The following is a 17409-nucleotide window of genomic DNA, read 5'->3' on the forward strand; positions in this document are numbered from 1 at the left end:
GGGATTGCGGGCGCTGACGGAAGGGAACCAGAACAGCGCTCAGGGAGCGGGCGCTTGCCGGAGGGAAACCGGCGAGCGCTCGCGGGGTTATTGCACGCGTTTGCGCTGGGTTTCTCCGATGGCTATGACGCCGGCGAGGAGGATGCAGAATGCTGCAATCCACGCCCACCACGGCATCGTCGCGCCACCCGTGCTGGGCAGGACGTACGTTTTGGCGTACTCAATCCACAACGTGCCGCTGTCCGACGACAGACGCAGACCGTTGCTCGGGTCCGCGGTAGCCGTCGATGCCTGGCCGTTCGGCAGGTATGCCAGCTTGTCGCCGATCTGCACGGTGAACGATTCCGGACCGACCAACACATAGCCATCCGGCACATCTACCGACGTCACCGTGTATTCGTAGGCCAGCAGGTCATAGCTGCCATCGCCATTCGCAGTCAGCGCCTTCCAGAAGCCTGAACGAGTAACATCGACTGCCGTGGGCGCGACTTCAGCACTCCAGTACCCTTCGCCATCATCACCGACCACCCAGCACTCAGCTCCGGCGCCATAAGCCACCAGACCGGAATCATTCGACGCGACCATGCCCGCAGCAGTGGAACCAGTACCGCTCATGAGCGACGCGACCGAGGCGCCGGAAGCAGCCGAGCTGCCAGCAGTGCCATTCGCTACCGCTATCAGCGACGCGACCGACGTGACTCCGCCAGTGTTGTAGCGCGCGCCACGGCAGATCGTGAACGTTGCGCCGTCCACCGGAGTCTTATAACCGGTCGCCACCTTCACTTCGCCGGACTCATCCCAGATTTCGCTGTCCCGCTCCACGGTCGAGAACACCGGGAAGCCGGCAAGCGGCTTGTTGCGGATCCAGAGCGTCAAGCCATCATCGCTGAACCTCGTCGGGAAGGCATGGGCGCCAGCATTGTCAAACTTCCGGCCGTTCATCACGACGGTAATGAGGGAAGAGATTGGCTGGTAGCCAGTCGGTTCCTTCGTTTCCTTAAGGTAGAACGTGCCTGCGTCCATCAGCTCGAGCCACAGCTCGGCAGCAAACGGAGCCGTGGTCTCCTTGCCTTCGCCGTCGATGCCGGTCACCAGCAGCAGCTCACCGTCAGGACCTGAGACGAACGCCGCGGCGGCATCAGCGTCGGCATTCCACCCATACGAACCGTTCTCAGCATCATAGGTCAGGTACAGGTAGCTGAGCGGCTGCTCGTTCTCATCGAGATTATCCGGATCACCCTTGGCGATGATGAACCGCGCGCCTTCCAGCGTCACCGAATATCCGGTGATGTTGTATCCCTGCGTACCGTCATCCTCGGTAAAGTACTCCTTCACCTCGGTGCCATCCTCCACCTTCACGATCGAAGGGTAGAGCAGTGGCTCGTTGAGGACCTTGACATACGTGGAGTTCGAGAACAGCGCGGTGATTTCAGTCGTGCCGAGGTTGTCGTACGCGGTAGTGTCCTCGGTGTACTTCAATCCGTACGCCGTATCCTGATACAGCGCGAGCGAGCCCCAGCCCTGATCGGTATACAGGCGGATAATGGGATCGTCTTTGGTCGCCTCGCCTGCCGACGACGCCACCGTATCCCCGTCGGAACAGCTCGCGCCATCGGCGACATACATGCCGCCGGCAGCCGCTATGCACCGCGCTCCCTGCTTATCCGTGGGCAGGTAATCGAAAATCGACAGCGGGTTGTCCGGTTCATACGTCAGGTACGTTACCATTGCTTCCTGCATATTATTCGTGGTGCCGCTGGAAATGCCGGCGACCGCACTGGCAGTGCTCTCACTAACCGAATCAGCAGCGTACTCCCCGAACTCGCCGTGCTCCACGTTGTTCTCGAACTGCGCGTACGACACCGCGTCACTGACCTTGAGCAGCGACGAAATCCACGTCAGCGACTCATCGACGACGCCCTGCGTTGCGAAGTTGCTCAGCGTCTTGACGAGGTAGCCCGGGCCGTTGCCGACGAGCACGCCGTTGCTGTCGCCGCCGGCGTCAGCATAGACGGCGCGGGCATGCACATCGACGCGCACGCTTTCCGGATTGATTGCGTAGTACGTCTTCTTGCCGTTCGCATCCGTCAGTACCGGTGCCGTCGTCTGGCGCAGCACGTACTTGCCTTCCGGAATCTTGCGGAACGAGTTCGCGCCCTCTTCCGTCAGGTAGTTGTCGCCGGTGCCGGCGGTCACCGTCGGCTTGATCAGCAACAGATTGTCGGCGTTGCGTACCGGCGAAATCGTTACCGTTTCAGAAGTCTCGTCGTCGCGAACCGTAATCGTGATGTCTCCAGCGCCCTCGGCACTCCGATCGGTCACCTGGCTGAAACGATACGTTCCCCTCTTCGAGATCTGCTTGCCGTTCTCGTCAATCAGCCACGCTTCGCCGTCTGCAACCGCGTCGCCGTTAGTATCGGGCGCCAGATAGTAGCGGTTCGACGTGTACTCGGCACCTTTATAGGTAACGGTGACTTCGGGACCGATATAGTACAGCCGAGGCTCGTTGTCGACCATGATCTCATCGACGGCATACAGGCCGAAGCCGGAGCCGTTGTACAGGTCATTGGCTTCCTGCCCATCGGTCAGCGTCTGCGCCGAGCGGTACGTCGCGTTCTGGAAGATCAGGCGATTCTCGACGTTCGGCACCGCAATCGTCGAGCCCCACTGGACGTCGAAGCCGCCGTAGGCTTCGGTAGTCACCGTGCCCTCATGGGAACGCACTCGCCAGGTATTGGCCAACTCGGCATTCGACAAGTCGCCTTCAGTCCAGAAGTACGCCACCATGTACTCCATGTTGTCGAGCAGCTCGAGCTGTTCCTGCGTGGCATAACTCGTGCTGCAGCTCGCATAGGTGAAGTCAGAATAGTCTCCGGCCTGCGAGGCGCAATCCTCAATGACGGCGCGGATCTGCGCGCTGCCGGAGACCTCGCTGCCGTTGACCGTCGCGCCGGTGAACTGCGATTCGACGTACGTGTAGTACATCGTCGGATCGCCTGGCATGCCCTCGATCAGCAGCTGCATGCCGCTCGACGAATACGCGAACTCGGCGTCCCCATACTTCTGTCCATCAGTACACAGACCTGTGACGGTACCGCCGGTCTGGCAGATCGCTGTATTGATGGCGGCCTGTGTGCCGTTGCCGTCGCCGTTGATGGGGACAACGTGGTAGCCCTCGACTTCCGAACCGTAGATGCGGTCCCAGCTGTTCATATCGTCGAGATCCTTGAGCGCTGCGCCGTCGCGTTTGAGGATGACGGCGAACAACGTGCCGTTCGCACTCGTATCGCCCGGCGTGTAGTAATCGACCTTGGCGCTGCTGGGGTCGTCGGCGAATTCGCCATTATGAGGCACACGCCACAGCGTGCTCGTCGCCGTCACCAATGCAGACGGACTCGACCAGATGCCGGTGCGATATGGGTCGTCCGACAGCAGGATGTCGCCGGCAAACCGAAGCAACGCTTCGGAACCGACGGCGCGGTAGCCGTCAGGAACGTCGATTTCCCGCAGGATGAAATGCTGACCGAGCATTCCCTTCAATTCGGTAGCCGAGTACAACGACCCATAGGGATCTTCAAACACCATTTCGCCACGATCGTCGGTAACGCCCCGGTACGTTGCTGATATCAATAACGTCGCCTTCGTTTCGTCCGCGTAGACGTTGCCCGTACCGGTGTCTACGTAGGCGTCGGACGGCCAGATGGCGTACGTGGCGCCATCCTCAAGGGCGCCATCCTCGTACTTGTAGTAGTACTGGCCGTTCTCGTCGGTCTCGCCATTCGTCTCGTAAGTGGCGAAGACAGCGCCAGGAATCGCCTGGCCATACTGGTCAACCTTGTAGATAGCGGTAGACGGAATCTCTACAAGGTTGTACTTGAGCCACATGTTCGACTCGTTGTTGCCACGCTCCATGTAGTAGAACTTCAGCGTGTGCGTCGTATCGGTGGCGAACGTGTTGCCGCTCCACTCACGGGTGTCCGCCATGCCCGCGGACGTGAAGGCCGCCTTCAGCGTCGTGGACTGGCTGGACCCGCTATAGGAAGTGGTAATCTTACCGGTCGCGAAATCGATTTTGATGCTGGCGGCGGCGTGCATACCACCGATATCGGCAACCAATACGTCATCGATGAAGATCCACACGTCGTCATCGCCTGAGAACTGGAACGTAACGGGGCTCTGTTGGGTGCCATCGGTATAGCCGTTGTACTTTTGAATGAAGCGCGTGGTGACGCTCATGCCAAAGTAATGGTTAAGCAACGGGGAGTAGCACTTAGAGCTCGAAGCACCTGCCGCCTCGACATCCTGGGCAGTATTGAACGGGAAGAACTGGCCATCGCCGGACGAGGCACAGCTGACAGGCCAATCCATTACTTCGAAGCGATTCTCATCCTCAAGGAACGTTGCGAAACGTTCCTTGCTGTTGTACTCGTAATAGCCGTCGGCGTTAATCGACAACAGACCCTGCACGTCGCTGAAGCTTGCCTTGCCGTCACTCTTCTCAGTCGGATCGAAAAGATAGTCAAGGGATCCGCGCGTTTCCACATTGCTTTGGAAGGACCCGAAGCCCTTGGACGCATTCAGTTGCGGCCAGCCGTTGGAGAGCGTCCTCTGCACAATGTTTTCCACAAGGCCAGAACCATTTGCCGTGCCATAGCTTAGACCGTGCCAGTTCGTGTCCTTCGACCAGAACTTCAATGCACTGTCCTTGTTGATGGCCGTATTGTAGGACGTGGAGTTGTTCGCCTTCGAACCTATGTCCGGATAGAAACTGGTAACGCCAGTGGTTTCATCGGTATAGTACCGGCTCGGCGTCGACCAGTAATCGAAAAGATTGATGCGGGCGCTGGCAGGGCTGACAGTGTCCTTAACGCTCGTATCCGCCTTATAGATTTTGAGGCGACTGCCGCCACCGCTGCCGTTCCAGCCCGAAAAACCTTCTGATTTAGCCACGTCACCACTGAGCGTGTTCACATAGTACGTAGTGCTGCCAGAGGTGTACCGCAGGTACACATAGGTTTTCGAATCGCTCGAGAGCGTCAGCGTGATAGCCGAGGATGCATTATCCGTCAGCGACAGCGATTTCCCGCTGGCCGCCAAATACTTGCCATAATTGTCGCCTTCGGCAATGCACTGCAACAGATAGCGAGTGTTCGTGTTGTTGTCGGTACGCACGAACTGCCAATAGGCGGTGCTCTCGTTCGGCGTCACGTTCTGTTCGCCGGCGAAGCCCGTCGTCGTGCCACTCACGGTCTTCTGGTCGCACGTCATTATGTTGAGCGAGTTATAGCCGGCAATGACAACAGGACCCGCCATACTCTTCACGCCGTAGTACAGCGACCACGCCTCTTCGTCCTGAGCCGAGGGAACCGCTGCAAGGGCATCATCAGCAGCGGCATCATCAGCGAACGCCGCAATGCCGTCATCAACATCTTCGGCTACGGCATCTGCATCCGCCTGGGCTGTATCGAACGGCCCAACGGCCGAATCCCCAAAAGCATTAGCCGTGCCGTTGGTTTGCGTGGCGTCGTCGCCGCCGTCGGAAGCGACGTCACCGGACGCCGTGCCTGTGCCGTCCGTGCTGTCTGTGTCGTCAGTGTCGCCGGTGCCGTCTGCATCGTCGCTGCCGTTCGCGGCAGCGTCCGTGTCGGACTGCGTTGCCGTAGCGGCGTCGCTGGAAGTTTCGACGGAAGAATCTTGGATAGTTTCGGTTTCATTGGCGGACGCGATGACCGCATGCGAAACCACGAACGTTCCGGCGAGCAGCGCACAGGCCGCGAGAAACGCAAGGAACCGATAAAGACGCCTACGGAGGGCGATTTCGCGGATGTTATTCACTTCACTCAACTCCCGGGTTGTGACGAGCCGAAATAGGCCGTCTAGGCACCCCTCCCGAGACAAAGGAGAGATGTCGCGTTCCCGCGCGTCCCTATGCAGCCATGCAGATCCGGCCCAACCGAACCTCGAGACGGCGCTCCCTTCGCTTTCATACTGCCCTGCAGGCCGACTCCGCATCCTCCCTGCGGTTCTCCAGTCGTCCGGCTGCGAAGGTTCCCCGTTGCAACGCTGCCACGCGGAAAACGCTTTGCTGTTATGCTTCCCTGTGGTCGCCTGAAGGCGACCAGTCAGCCCGAACCGTCCGGCGCTTGCGCGCCGCCCCACCCGGGCCTTGGGTTGTTCCCCCGGCTCCCTCCACTTTTTCCTCATAGAGAAACCGTGTGTTTTATGCTAGCAGAAAACGCTGCGGACACGACACAGGCTCTATACAAATTGGGAAAGTTTCTTCACGGAGTCTTCACATTGGGTTTTTCGGGGGTGGGGAGGGCAGTTGCGGCCGGCAATGCGGTTCCTCGCCGGAGGGCTACGCCCTCCAACTCGGAACCGCGCAAACTCTGCTTCGCAGGTTTGCGACCACCCCTCGCTTCGCGGCTTCGCCGCTCAGCGGTCCCCGCCAGCGGGGACGGCGTCCGCGGCATTACGTGCAAAATCTGGGCTCTTTGAAGCGTCATTTCGTGTCAGAATGGGGTCGCTGAAAGCGTCATTACGTGCAAAATCAATCCTCCTGAGAGCGTCATTACGTGCTAAAATAGTCTCTCCGAGACCGTCATTACGTGCACGCAAGGTGGGATCATGTTCAAACGCAAGGCGTATCAGCAGCTGCTGGACTGGAAGAACAAACGCCACGGAAGCACCTCCATGCTTATTGAAGGCGCGCGGCGCGTCGGCAAGAGCGTGCTCGCCACTGAATTCGGGCGCAACGAGTACGCAAAGTGCCTCGTCGTCGATTTCTCTACCGCGCAGCCGGAAGTCTTTGATCTCTTCAACGAGCAGCGGCACGACGTGAACGCGTTCCTACGGTATCTCTTCGCCTACTATGCCTTTACGCCGGCGGAAGGCGACACCCTCGTCATTTTCGACGAAGTGCAGCTGTGCCCGCAGGCTCGTGCGTTCACCAAGCAACTGGTCGCCGACGGACGGTACGACTACATCGAAACCGGCTCGCTCATTTCCATCCAGCGCAACGTACAGGACATCCTGCTGCCCTCCGAAGAGGAATCGATGACGCTCCACCCGCTCGATTTCGAGGAATTCCTGTGGGCGATGGACGAAACGCCGCTCGCAGACCTCATCAACGGCGCCTATCAGGACCAGCAGCCGCTGCCGGCCGGGCTGCACCGCAATGCGGCGCGGCTGTTCCGCGAATACATGCTGGTCGGCGGGATGCCGCAGGCGGTGCAGGCATATCGCGGTTCCAATAGCTTCGAAGCCGCCGACGACATCAAACGCAACATCCTGCACCTCTACCGCAACGACATCGCGAAGTACGGGGAAGGCGAGGAGGCGCGGGTAACCGCTATTTTCAACGCGATTCCGGGGCAGCTCGCGCGCCATGAAAAGCGGTTCCGTATTACCGATCTGGGGAAGAGCGCGCGCAACCGGACTTACGAATCCTCGTTCTTCTGGCTCGCAGACGCAGGGCTTGTCAATCTATGCTTCAACTCAACCGATCCGAACATCGGGCTTGCGCTGAGTCAGGATCAGTCCGCGTTCAAATGCTACTTCTTCGACACCGGGCTGCTCGTGACGCAGGCGCTGGCCGATAATATGTTCACGTCGGAAAGCGTGTACCGGGACGTGCTGAGCGGAAAGATCGGCATCAATGAAGGGATGCTGACCGAGAACGTGGTCGCGCAGCAGCTCGTTGCCGCCGGATACAAGCTGTACTACTACTCGCGCAACGATGCGGAAACGCAGCGCAACCGCATCGAAATCGACTTCCTGCTGCCGCGGGCGTACGAAAACGGCGCGGGGCACTTCCGCATCAGTCCTGTGGAAGTCAAGTCCGGGAAGAACTACACTACAAGGTCGCTCGATAAGTTCAAGGAGCGGTTCGGCAAGCGGATCGGAACGCAGATTGTGCTGCATCCGCAGGAGATGGAGCCGCGCGGGGGCGGAGACTTGATGGTGCTGCCGCTGTATATGAGCGGGTTGGTGTAGTGTCGGGGCACTCCGCGGGGCCTGCGGCTCTCGGATGGCGTCCAGCATTTTTCGGAGCTGCCGGAATGTAAACCGCGGGAATGGCTTGATTCCGGGATTTTCTGGTCCTAGATTCCGGGAGCTCGGAAAATTGTTGGACGCCTCTCGAGGAAAGCGTCCAACAATTTTTGGGCCCGGCGGAATGTAAACCGCGGGAATGGCTATTTTCTGCCATTCCCGCGGTTTACATTCTGGGTTGCGCTGGGTTGACCACCCCTCGCTTCGCTTGGCGCTACGCGCCAGCTCAGCGGTCCCCGCCAGCGGGGACGGCGTCCGCGTCGGGCTTCTCCTCGGAGTCGACCTGAGACTCCTCAGCGCGGGACTCGGCGGCGGTGGCTTCTTGCTCGGCTTTGATTTGTTCGGTGGCGTCCGTCACTACGGTTTCGGCGACTTGGGCGGCGGTTTCGGCTTCGGCAGCGTAGCGGGCGGCCGTCTCCGGGTCCGGCGCAGCGGCGGCGTTGGCGGCGTCGTTGGCTGCCGTGTTCGCCGCTTCGGAGGCTTCGCGGGCGGCGACGGCCTCGGCGGCTTCCGCTTCCTCGGCGGCTTCGGCGGCGTTGTTCGCGGCGACCGCGGCGGCGGCAATCTGGGCAAGCTTCGCCTTGACGGCGGCGCTGGAACCCTTCGGCGCGTGGACGTCGGTGCCGTGGCCGTGCTTGTTCGTCTTGATGAACGGATCGCCGCCCTTGAGCGCGTACGGATCCTCGAAATCGGCCGAAACGGTCGGCTCGTCGTGGACGATGAAGCCGCGGCCCTTGCAGGTCGGGCATTCCTCGGAGAACGCCTCGACCAAGCCCTGGCCGATGCGCTTGCGGGTCATCTGCACGAGGCCCAGCGAGGTGACTTCCGCCACCTGGTGCTTCGTGCGGTCGCGGGCGAGGCACTCCACCAGACGGCGCAGCACGAGGTCGCGGTTCGCCGGCATGACCATGTCGACATAGTCGATCATCACCATGCCGCCGATGTCGCGCAGGCGCAGCTGGCGGGCGATCTCCTCCGACGCCTCGAGGTTGCAGCGCGTGACCGTCTCCTCGAGGGAGCGGCCCTTGCCGATGAAGCGGCCGGTGTTCACGTCGATCGTGGTCATCGCCTCGGTACGGTCGATGACGATCGAACCGCCGCTGGGCAGGTACACCTGGCGCTCCATGCCCTTGCGCAGCTGGGCGTCGATCTGCCAGCGATCGAACACGTCCTTGCCGTCATGCTCGGACGGATCCCACTTCTCGAGCTTGTCGCGCAGGTCCGGCGCCATCGTTTCGAGGTACTCCTCGATGCGGTGGTACACGCCGTCGCCTTCCACGATGAGCTTGCGGAAATCATCATTGAAAATGTCGCGCACGACGCGGATGGCGACGTCCGGCTCGCCCTGCAGCAGCTTCGGGCGCCGGCCGTGGCGGAACTCGTCGCGCTTCTTGATGATGCGGTCCCACTGCTTGATGAGGTTCTCGAGGTCCTTGGTGATCGCCTCTTCCGACGCGCCCTCGGCGGCCGTGCGGATGATGACGCCCATGTCCTTCGGCGCCACCTTCGCGACGATCGACTTGAGGCGGCTGCGTTCGCGGTCCGAAAGCTTGCGCGAGACGCCGGTCATGCCGCCGCTCGGCACGAGCACGAGGAAGCGGCCGGCGAGCGTGACCTGGCTGGTCAGGCGCGCGCCCTTATGGCCGATCGGGTCCTTCGTGACCTGCACGAGCACCGGGTCGCCGCTCTTGAACGCGAGCTCGATGCGCCGCGGCTGGCCATCCAGACGCGTCGAATCCCAGTTGACTTCGCCGGCATACAGCACGCCGTTGCGCGACTGGCCGATGTCGACGAACGCGGCCTCCATGCTCGGCAGCACGTTCTGCACGCGGCCAAGGTAGATGTTGCCAACCGTCGCCACTTCCTGGATGTCGGACACGTAATGCTCCACGAGCACGTTGTCCTCGATGACGGAGATCTGCGTATGGCGCCCCTGTTCGCGCACGACCATCAGGCGGTCAACGTGCTCGCGGCGCGCGAGGAAATCCTGTTCCAGCAGCTGGTTCTGGCGGCTGCGTTCGCGGCGGTTGTCGCGGCGGCGCTGCTTCTTCGCTTCCAAACGCGTCGAACCCTCGACGTCGGTAATCTCGTCGATGTACTGCTGCTTGCGCGAGCGGCGGGAGACGCTCGTCTCCTCCTCGTCGCCGCCCTTCGAACGGCGGCGGCGACGGCGGCGCGTCACCGTCGTCTCCTCGTCGTCCTCGATCGGCGCGCTCGGCGCGGCTTCGTCGTGGCGGCGCGAACGCGAGGTCGATTCTTCTTCAGAAGATTCGCTGCGGCGTTCCGAATCTTTGGCTTCCGACGAATCCTTCGAGCGACGGCGGCGACGGCGCGTGCGGGTGGCCGGCTCCTCTTCGTCGTCGATCGGCGCGTAGGTGATGTCGTCGAGCAGCAGGTCCTCCTCGATCTGCTCGACTTCGGCGGCGGCGCGGCGCTCCTCGGCGTTCAGTCGGCGGTTCGAGCGCTTGCGTTCGTCGTCGCCGGACTTGCCGCCCCGCTTCCTCTCGGAAGATTCGGCGTTGCCGTTTTCTTCAGATTCGCTCGCCTCCGCTTCGGCATTGCGGCGCGAGCGGCTGCGGCGGCGGCTGCGACGCGAGGTGGTCACTTCCTCGTCCTCGTCGTGGCGGCGGTCGTTGTCCTCGTCCTCGGCGGCTTCCTTCGCCGCTTCGTGGACGGCCGGCATGACCGGTTCCTGGAAGAGCAGCGACGTCATCGGGCGCGCGGTGCGGCGCGGCACCGGCGGAAGATTGAAGTCGTCGAGCGAATCGAGCGCGGCGATCGGCAGCTCGTCCTCTTCCAGCAGCGAGCCGGAACGCGGGGTCTGGGAAGCGCTGCGGCGGCGGCGCGTGCGGCGCGCGGGCTTCGACGCATCCTTGGCATCGCTGGAATCGTTGTCAGTCTTGGAATCGTTGTCAGGGGCCTTCGGCAGGGCAGGCTTGTCCTCGGCGGCGGGAAGCGCGGGGGCGGAATCCTCCACCTTCAGCGTCAGGTCGGCTCCGGCGGCGCCGGCGCCGCGCACGACCCGGCGGCCGCGACGGCGCGGCTGGGCCGGCTCGCCGTCGGTGGAACGAACCGAATTGCGTGAGGTGCTTGCGTTACTGTCCTCGGTATTCATTTGTTCGGGCACGATGCTCCTTGCGGCGCGCTGCAAGCCGCGTCGCATACTCAAGCCCGGCAGTGTCAACGCTACGCTCTCACCGTAGCCGCGCTCGGGGCGCCCGCCGGGGTCACTTGCAAAAGTCAACGCTCATGGGCAGCGGACGCCAGCGTTGGCCGGGCAAATCGACGGGCGCCGCACGGAGGGCGGAGCCACAAGTCGCCAGGCCAGGGGGTCGACGCTACCCGATGCGCTCCCCCGGCTTGCAGGCGCGGGCGGCGCATCACTGTAAGACAGTATGGCACAGCAATGCGACGGGCGCCAGCGTTTTTGCTCACCCGACCAGCCAGGCGTGGAGGAGCTGGGTGAGGCGGAGGAGGTCGGTTTCGGGGAGCTGTTCGTCGGCCTTGTGGGCGAGCAGCGGGGAGCCGGCGCCGAGATTGACCGCGGGGATGCCGAGCGTGGCGAAGCGGGCGACGTCGGTCCAGCCGAGCTTGGCGTGCGGCTGCGTGCCGGTGTGTTCGTCGACGAGCCGCACCAGCGACGCCGCGAGCGGCGACGTCAGGCCGGGGCGCGCGGACGGGCTTTCGTCCTTCATTTCGATGTGGAAGCCTTCGAACAGGCCGCCGGTGGCGATGCGTTCGCCGTTGCCGAGCTCGGCGCCGCAATCCTGGCCCATCATCAGGGCCTTCGCTTCGGCGATGGTCTTGTCCGGCGCGAAACGGTAGTTGACGTGCACGCGGCACTCGTCGGGGATGATGTTCGTGCCTTCGCCGCCGGAAATCAGCGTGGCGTTCAGGCCCTCGCGGTAGGTCAGGCCGTCCACTTCGATGGCGTGCGCGGCGTCGTTTTCCGGAGCGTTCCAGGCGTTGAGGCGGTTGAGCACTTCTGCGGCGTCGTGGATGGCATTGTGGCCCATCCAGCTGCGGGCGGAGTGGGCGGCGGTGCCGTGCAGCACGACGTCGAAGCGCATCGTGCCGTTGCAGCCGCCTTCGATCGCGCAGCCGGTCGGCTCGCCGATGATGGCGAAGTCGCCCTGGATCCATTCGGGGTTGCTGACGACCACCTTGCGCAGGCCGTTCTTCTCGGCGGCGACCTCCTCGTGGTCGTAGAACACGAACGTCAGGTCGTAGGCCGGGGTGCGCTCGGGGGCCGAACCGTCGAGCATGGCGGCGAGGTAGAGCATCGCCGCGTCCGAGCCCTTCATGTCGGTGGCGCCGCGGCCCCACATGATGCGGTCCTTCGGGTAGGCGGCCGCGATGTCCGGGCGGATGAGCGGGTCGCCGGGCTCAAGCCAGCGCGGCGGGAAGTTGTCGATGACCGGCACCGTGTCCAGATGCCCGGCGAGGATGACGCGTTCGTCGCGGCCGAACGACGTCGACGCGACGACGGTGTCGCCGTGGCGGCGCACCTCGAGGTGGGGCTGCGCGGCGAGGAACTCCTCGACCATGTCCGTCAGCTCGCCTTCGTCGTCGCTGACCGAATAGACGGCCATGATCTGCTCCATCAGGTCGTTGAGCTGTTCCTGGCGGTTCTCCTCCGTCGCCGCCGCCTTGTCAAACCGCAAAGCGCCCATCCCTGCCTCCTTTTTCCCGAAATCTCTGGAATCTTGAATCTTTTTTGAATGGTTCCATATCGTAACATTGCGAACGCTTCTGCCCCGCGTTCAGTCCACGCAGTTTCCGTCAGCTCAGCAGGAAGGCGATGATGGCGATGAAGATCGGGCTGGTGAGGGTGGAAATCAGGATGCCGTCGCGGGCGAATCGCATGCCGACGTTGTAGCGCGCCGCGTAGTTGTAGACGTTCTGGCCGGTCGGCAACGCCGCGAGCACGACGCAGCCGTACAGCGTGGTGCCGCGGAAACCCATGATGAAGTACGCGATGAGGAACGCGGCGATCGGCATGACGACGTTCTTCAGCGCCGCCACCGTGAAGATCGCCGGCCGGTCGCCCTTGTTTTCCAGCGGCTTCGTGCCGTGCAGCGACATGCCGAACGCCATCAGAATCATCGGCACCGCCGCGTCGCCGATCATCGAGATCGGGTCGAAAATGAAGCTCGGCACGACGAAATGGCCGACTTTTGAAGATATCAGCGATACGACGATGCCCAGCACGGTGCCGATCAGCAGCGGCTGGTGCAGAGGCTGCTTGAGGACCTCCTTCGCGGAGACCTTGCCCTTCGTCGTCACGTCGAGCACCGTCAGGCCGACCGGCGTGAACAGCGCCTGCTGCATCAGCAGGATCGGGGCGACGAGCGCCGGATTGCCGAGAATATAGGTGGCGATTGGCAGGCCGATATTGTTGGAGTTCAAATACATCGAATTCAGCACGCCAATAGTGGCGTCCGGCGCCTTCAAATGGAATACGCAGCGGTTGAGAATAAGGAAGATGACGCCGACCGCCATCGCCGAAAAAAACGCGACGACAATCGACGAATCGAAGATCGAGCCGAGCGATTCCTGCGCTAGGATATCGAACATCAGGCACGGCGACGCCACGAAAAAACTGAACCGGTTGAGCACGTACTGCGCGGACGCGCCGCCAATGCGGAACCGGGCGGCGATGTACCCCACGAGAATAACGATGCCGATGACGCAGAACCCTTCCATGGCGCTGATCAGGCCAGCCATGATGCTCCTCTCGTGAAATCTTCGTGCCTCTTCGGCGCCGCGGCGCCAGCTCTCAGTGTGTCACCGGGCGCTTACTTTTCGCAAAGGACCGTCCATTTCCGTCCTTCTCGCCGTCCTTCTTCGCAAAGTAGGAACGGCTCTGGTGCAGCCCTCTTCCTACTTTGCGCCGAAAGGGGCGCAGGCGCCCCATTCCGGCATCCTATCTGCGCAAAGTAGGAAGTAAGGTGGAGGCATGAGCGTTTCGGTGGTTCCTACTTTGCAGATGGAGCGGCAGCTGGCCGCGGACGGCTACGATGTCGTCGTCGGATTCGACGAAGTCGGCCGCGGGTCGCTGGCCGGGCCGGTGATGGTCGGCGCGGCGGCGGTGCGCGCGGCGGATCTGCCGGATCTTGAAGTGCCGGAACACGTCGCCGACTCGAAGATGCTGACGGAACGGCGGCGCGAGGAAATCTTCGAGCCGCTCAAAGACTGGTGCGCCGCGTGGGCGGTGGGCGCCGCCAGCGCGGCGGAAATCGACGAGTGGGGAATCTCGCACGCGCTGGGGATCGCGGCGCTGCGGGCGCTCGCCGAAGCGGAACGCAAGCTGGGACTTGAAGCGAACGCGGCGGAACCGAGCGTTCCGGAGCCGCTCTTCGACGGCGAGCCGCAGCCGCCAAGCCGCGCCATTCGGGTCGGGGCGATTCTCGACGGCCCGAACGATTACATTTCAAAGGCGCTCGGGTCGTTCGACGCGCCCGACGTGCCGGTTCCCGCGCACGTCGTCACGAGAGTCAAGGGCGACCAGCATTGCGCGAGCGTCGCGGCGGCGGCCGTCATCGCGAAGGTGACGCGAGACCGGCTGATGGTTTCGCTCGCCGCGCGCCCCGAATACGCGGCGTATGGCTGGGAACACAACAAGGGCTACGGTTCCGCGGTCCACCGCGCCGCCATCGCCGAGCGCGGCCCGAGCGACCTGCACCGGCTATCTTGGAAGCTTTCCTAAAGTTCGCTGTGACTTAGTGGAGATTTGGGAAGGTCGGGGGCTGCCGGCCGCGTTCTCCGATAGTATGGTGAGGATTGACGCGCGGCCCGGGAAGGGGAGATTATGGACGACCAGATGCCGAACCAGCCCTATTCCGGCGGCTCCGGAGGCGCTGGGGCTTCAGGAAACCAGATTTCCGGCGCGGCGGACGGCTCCGGTTCCGCCCGCGCTCCCCGCTCCGTGCAGGGGTATAGTAGCGGGAGTGCTTCGCAGAGTGCACCGCAGGCCGGTTCGCAGGTAACCCCTTCCGCAGGCCAAGCTAGTCCGGAAGCAGGAGCGCAGTCGACGCCTTGGACCGTAAACTCCACTACCTCCCCAGAGGGGGCTGGGAACGGGCCGGTAGGGGCACCGCTCGGGGGCGGACGGCACGGCAAGCACGCGACTGGAAACGTTGTCGCCGCCGAGGACGAGGCGAATGAAAGCGGCATCTTTACCTGGCGGGACCTCGTGGTGTGGTGCGCGATTCCGATCCTCATTGTCATTCTGCTGCGCGTATTCCTGTTCGGCATGTACGTCATTCCGTCGAAGTCGATGGAGGATACGATCATGCCCGGCGACCGCGTCGTGACGACGAAGCTGGCGCCGAAAGTGGTGAGCCTGAAGCGCGGCGACATCGTCGTGTTCAAGGATCCGGCGAACTGGCTGGCGGCGGAGCAGACCGGAAACTCCACGGAATACCTGATCAAGCGGCTTATCGGGCTGCCGGGGGACGTCGTGGCGTGCGAGGGGAACGGCGCGCCGATTACGATCAACGGCGTGGCGATCGACGAATCAAGCTATATCAAGCCGGGAACCGCGCCCAGCGCGTTCGCGTTCAAGACCACGGTGACCGAGGGGCATGTATTCGTGCTCGGCGACAACCGCGCCAACTCGGCCGATTCGCGCTTCCATCAGGACGACGGCGACGACGGCCTCGTGCCGATCAGCGACGTCGTCGGCGTAGCGTTCGCCCGCTACTGGCCGCTCAACCGCATCGGCTGGCTCTCCGCCCACCACGACGTCTTCGACGACGTCCCGGACGGCACCGCGAAGTCCTCGTCGTAGTCCGCCATGGAGGCCACTCCCGCTGGGGAGTGGCGTCCTTGATTGGCTAACCCGCGAAACTAGTTGGCGGGTTCATAGGCTTTTTTTCGGGCTTCCGCAGCCTCCTGTTCCATGGCCTCGAGGTCTTCGCGGGCTTCGAGGACGGTGGCGGCGGCCTTTTCGTAGGTCTTCTCCTTGCCCTTCACGAAGATCGCGATGGCGAGGGCGATGACGACGATGCAGACGTCGACGATGATGTAGACCGTCTTGGCGCCGGAGATGGTGGCGGTCGTGATGGCGTCGCCGACGTTGAGGCGCCCGGTCTCGACCATGCTCATCACGGAGACGAGGATGGCGGTGCCGACGGCGGACGCGACCTGGCGCATCGTGTTGGAGACGGCGTTGCCGTGCGGGATCAGCTCATCCGGCAGGAAGCCGAGCGACCAGGTGTTCAGCGGCGTGGTGGCGAACATCAGGCCGGCGGAGCAGAACACGCCCCAGAACATCAGCATGCCCAGCGACGTGCCGGTGCCGGTGAACGTCATGCCGATATAGCCGACCAGCACCACGACGGCGCCGATCGTAGCGATGATGCGCGCGCCGAACTTGTCGAACAGCTTGCCTGCGCACAGCGCGGCGACGGCGGCGACGAGCGAACCCGGCAGGTTCACGAGGCCGGACTGCGAAGCGGTCATGCCCAGGCCCTGCTGCATGAGCAGCGGCAGCACGACGGCGTTCGCGTTGACGACGAGCTGGAAGCCCATCAGGATGCACAGGCCCATCGTGAAGCGGAAGTACTTGAACACGTTGAGGTCGAGCAGCGGCTGCTCGAGCTTGAACTGGCGGCGGCAGAAGAAGCCGATGACGACGATGCCGAGGATGGCGGAGAGCACGGTGATGACGGTGAAGCCGTTGTTGCCGATCTCGGAAATGCCGTACAGTACGCCGATCAGGCCCAGCGAGCACAGGATCAGCGACGGCACGTCGAGCTTGACGTCCGAGGTGTCGCCATAGTTGGACAGCGTCGGGATGGCGAGCAGCGCCAGCACGATGGCGACCGCGCCGATGCCGATGTAGACGCGCTGCCAGCCAATCGCGTCGGTCAGGAAGCCCGTCAGGGAGGGTCCCAGCGCCGGCATCAGCATGTTGACGAGCGAGTACAGGCCCATGGCGGTGCCGCGCTTCTCGAGCGGGAAGACGAGCAGCATGACTGCGGTGGCCAGCGGCATCAGAATGCCGGCCGAGCCGCCCTGCAGGCAGCGGCCGACGAGCAGCACGGCGAAGTTCGGCGCGATTGCGCACAGCACCGAGCCGGCGATGAACATGATAATCGCCGAGAAGAAGATCTTGCGGGTGCTGAAACGCTCCATGAAGTAGGCGCTGACCGGCACGAAGATGGCCATGACCAGCGTATAGCCGGACACGAGCCACTGCGCGGTGGCGGAACTGACGTTCATCTGCTCCATGATCGACGGCAGCATCGGCGACACCGACGTCTGGTTGAGCACGGACAGCGCCGCGCCGCACATCAGGATCGCGACCATCACGATCTGCTTGCGCGTCATTTTCTGCGACGGCATATGGGT

General features: G+C 62.9%; 8 protein-coding genes. 3 read left to right on the top strand and 5 right to left on the bottom strand.

What is annotated here, in order from left to right; all coding sequences use genetic code 11:
- Nucleotides 1–87: 87 nt before the first annotated feature.
- The gene (locus tag AC1AXT_RS06500) at nt 88–5844 is read right to left on the bottom strand and encodes a PA14 domain-containing protein (RefSeq protein ID WP_476562946.1); all 5757 of its coding nucleotides are present in this window, start codon (nt 5842–5844) and stop codon (nt 88–90) included.
- Nucleotides 5845–6627: 783 nt separating this feature from the next.
- Here AC1AXT_RS06500 and AC1AXT_RS06505 point away from each other — a divergent pair.
- The gene (locus tag AC1AXT_RS06505; RefSeq protein ID WP_476562606.1) at nt 6628–7995 is read left to right on the top strand and encodes an ATP-binding protein; all 1368 of its coding nucleotides are present in this window, start codon (nt 6628–6630) and stop codon (nt 7993–7995) included.
- A 283-nt stretch (nt 7996–8278) separates the two neighbouring features.
- Here the strand turns inward: AC1AXT_RS06505 and AC1AXT_RS06510 are convergent, their stop codons facing one another.
- The 3 genes from AC1AXT_RS06510 to AC1AXT_RS06520 form a co-directional block, all read right to left on the bottom strand.
- On the bottom strand, nt 8279–11179 hold the full coding sequence (locus tag AC1AXT_RS06510) for an Rne/Rng family ribonuclease (protein WP_476562607.1): 2901 nt from the start codon (nt 11177–11179) through the stop codon (nt 8279–8281).
- 304 nt (nt 11180–11483) lie between these two features.
- Entirely contained in the window at nt 11484–12725 is a 1242-nt protein-coding gene (gene dapE, locus AC1AXT_RS06515; protein ID WP_476562608.1) for a succinyl-diaminopimelate desuccinylase, read from the bottom strand.
- Between the two features lie 109 nt (nt 12726–12834).
- Complete coding sequence (locus tag AC1AXT_RS06520; protein WP_476562609.1) at nt 12835–13779, bottom strand: AEC family transporter; 945 nt, start codon at nt 13777–13779, stop codon at nt 12835–12837.
- A gap of 232 nt (nt 13780–14011) precedes the next feature.
- Here AC1AXT_RS06520 and AC1AXT_RS06525 point away from each other — a divergent pair, with 232 nt between their 5' ends.
- Both AC1AXT_RS06525 and lepB read left to right on the top strand, forming a co-directional pair.
- Entirely contained in the window at nt 14012–14761 is a 750-nt protein-coding gene (locus AC1AXT_RS06525) for a ribonuclease HII (protein ID WP_476562610.1), read from the top strand.
- 171 nt (nt 14762–14932) lie between these two features.
- The gene (lepB, locus tag AC1AXT_RS06530; RefSeq protein ID WP_476540877.1) at nt 14933–15844 is read left to right on the top strand and encodes a signal peptidase I; all 912 of its coding nucleotides are present in this window, start codon (nt 14933–14935) and stop codon (nt 15842–15844) included.
- Between the two features lie 59 nt (nt 15845–15903).
- On the opposite strand, the gene AC1AXT_RS06535 is transcribed toward lepB, so the two are convergent.
- Nucleotides 15904–17403, bottom strand: coding sequence for a DHA2 family efflux MFS transporter permease subunit (locus AC1AXT_RS06535; RefSeq protein ID WP_476562611.1), 1500 nt, complete (start codon nt 17401–17403; stop codon nt 15904–15906).
- Nucleotides 17404–17409 lie beyond the last annotated feature (6 nt).

The sequence above is a fragment of the Bifidobacterium sp. LH_450 genome (assembly GCF_056356715.1).

What these genes read in the sequence shown, in the direction of transcription:
- AC1AXT_RS06505 (WP_476562606.1), top strand. Translation starts at nt 6,628, where the DNA reads ATGTTCAAACGCAAGGCGTATCAGCAGCTGCTGGACTGGAAGAACAAA.
- AC1AXT_RS06535 (WP_476562611.1), bottom strand. Translation starts at nt 17,403, where the DNA reads ATGCCGTCGCAGAAAATGACGCGCAAGCAGATCGTGATGGTCGCGATC.
- AC1AXT_RS06525 (WP_476562610.1), top strand. Translation starts at nt 14,012, where the DNA reads ATGAGCGTTTCGGTGGTTCCTACTTTGCAGATGGAGCGGCAGCTGGCC.
- dapE (WP_476562608.1), bottom strand. Translation starts at nt 12,725, where the DNA reads ATGGGCGCTTTGCGGTTTGACAAGGCGGCGGCGACGGAGGAGAACCGC.
- AC1AXT_RS06520 (WP_476562609.1), bottom strand. Translation starts at nt 13,779, where the DNA reads ATGGCTGGCCTGATCAGCGCCATGGAAGGGTTCTGCGTCATCGGCATC.